Genomic DNA, 506 nt, shown 5'->3' with positions numbered 1-506 from the left:
GCACATCCTGCTGGCCCGCCAGGTGGGCGTGCCTTACATCATCGTGTTCCTGAACAAGTGCGACATGGTCGACGACGAAGAGCTGCTCGAACTCGTCGAAATGGAAGTGCGCGAACTCCTGGACAAGTACAACTTCCCAGGCGACGACACCCCCATCATCCGCGGTTCCGCCAAGCTCGCCCTGGAAGGCGACAAGGGCGCCCTCGGTGAAGAAGCCATCATGAAGCTGGCCGAAGCCCTGGACTCGTACATCCCCACGCCAGAGCGCGCTGTGGACGGCGCATTCCTGATGCCCGTGGAAGACGTGTTCTCGATCTCCGGTCGCGGCACCGTGGTGACGGGCCGTATCGAGCGCGGCATCATCAAGGTCGGCGAAGAAATCGAAATCGTCGGTATCCGCGACACGCAAAAGACCACCTGCACCGGCGTGGAAATGTTCCGCAAGCTGCTGGACCAAGGCCAGGCTGGCGACAACGTCGGCCTGTTGCTGCGCGGTACCAAGCGCG

The 506-nt window shown here is 62.3% G+C and carries 1 protein-coding gene; it reads left to right on the top strand.

Annotation, left to right across the window (positions count from 1 at the left end; translation table 11 throughout):
* The coding region (locus tag AC27IO_RS25350) for an EF-Tu/IF-2/RF-3 family GTPase (RefSeq protein ID WP_498741362.1) at positions 1-506 on the top strand (506 nt) is incomplete at both ends.

Source organism: Acidovorax sp. KNOB132, assembly GCF_057541515.1.
Note: the sequence above shows the minus strand (reverse complement) of the source record. Positions and strands in the feature narration are given on the sequence as shown.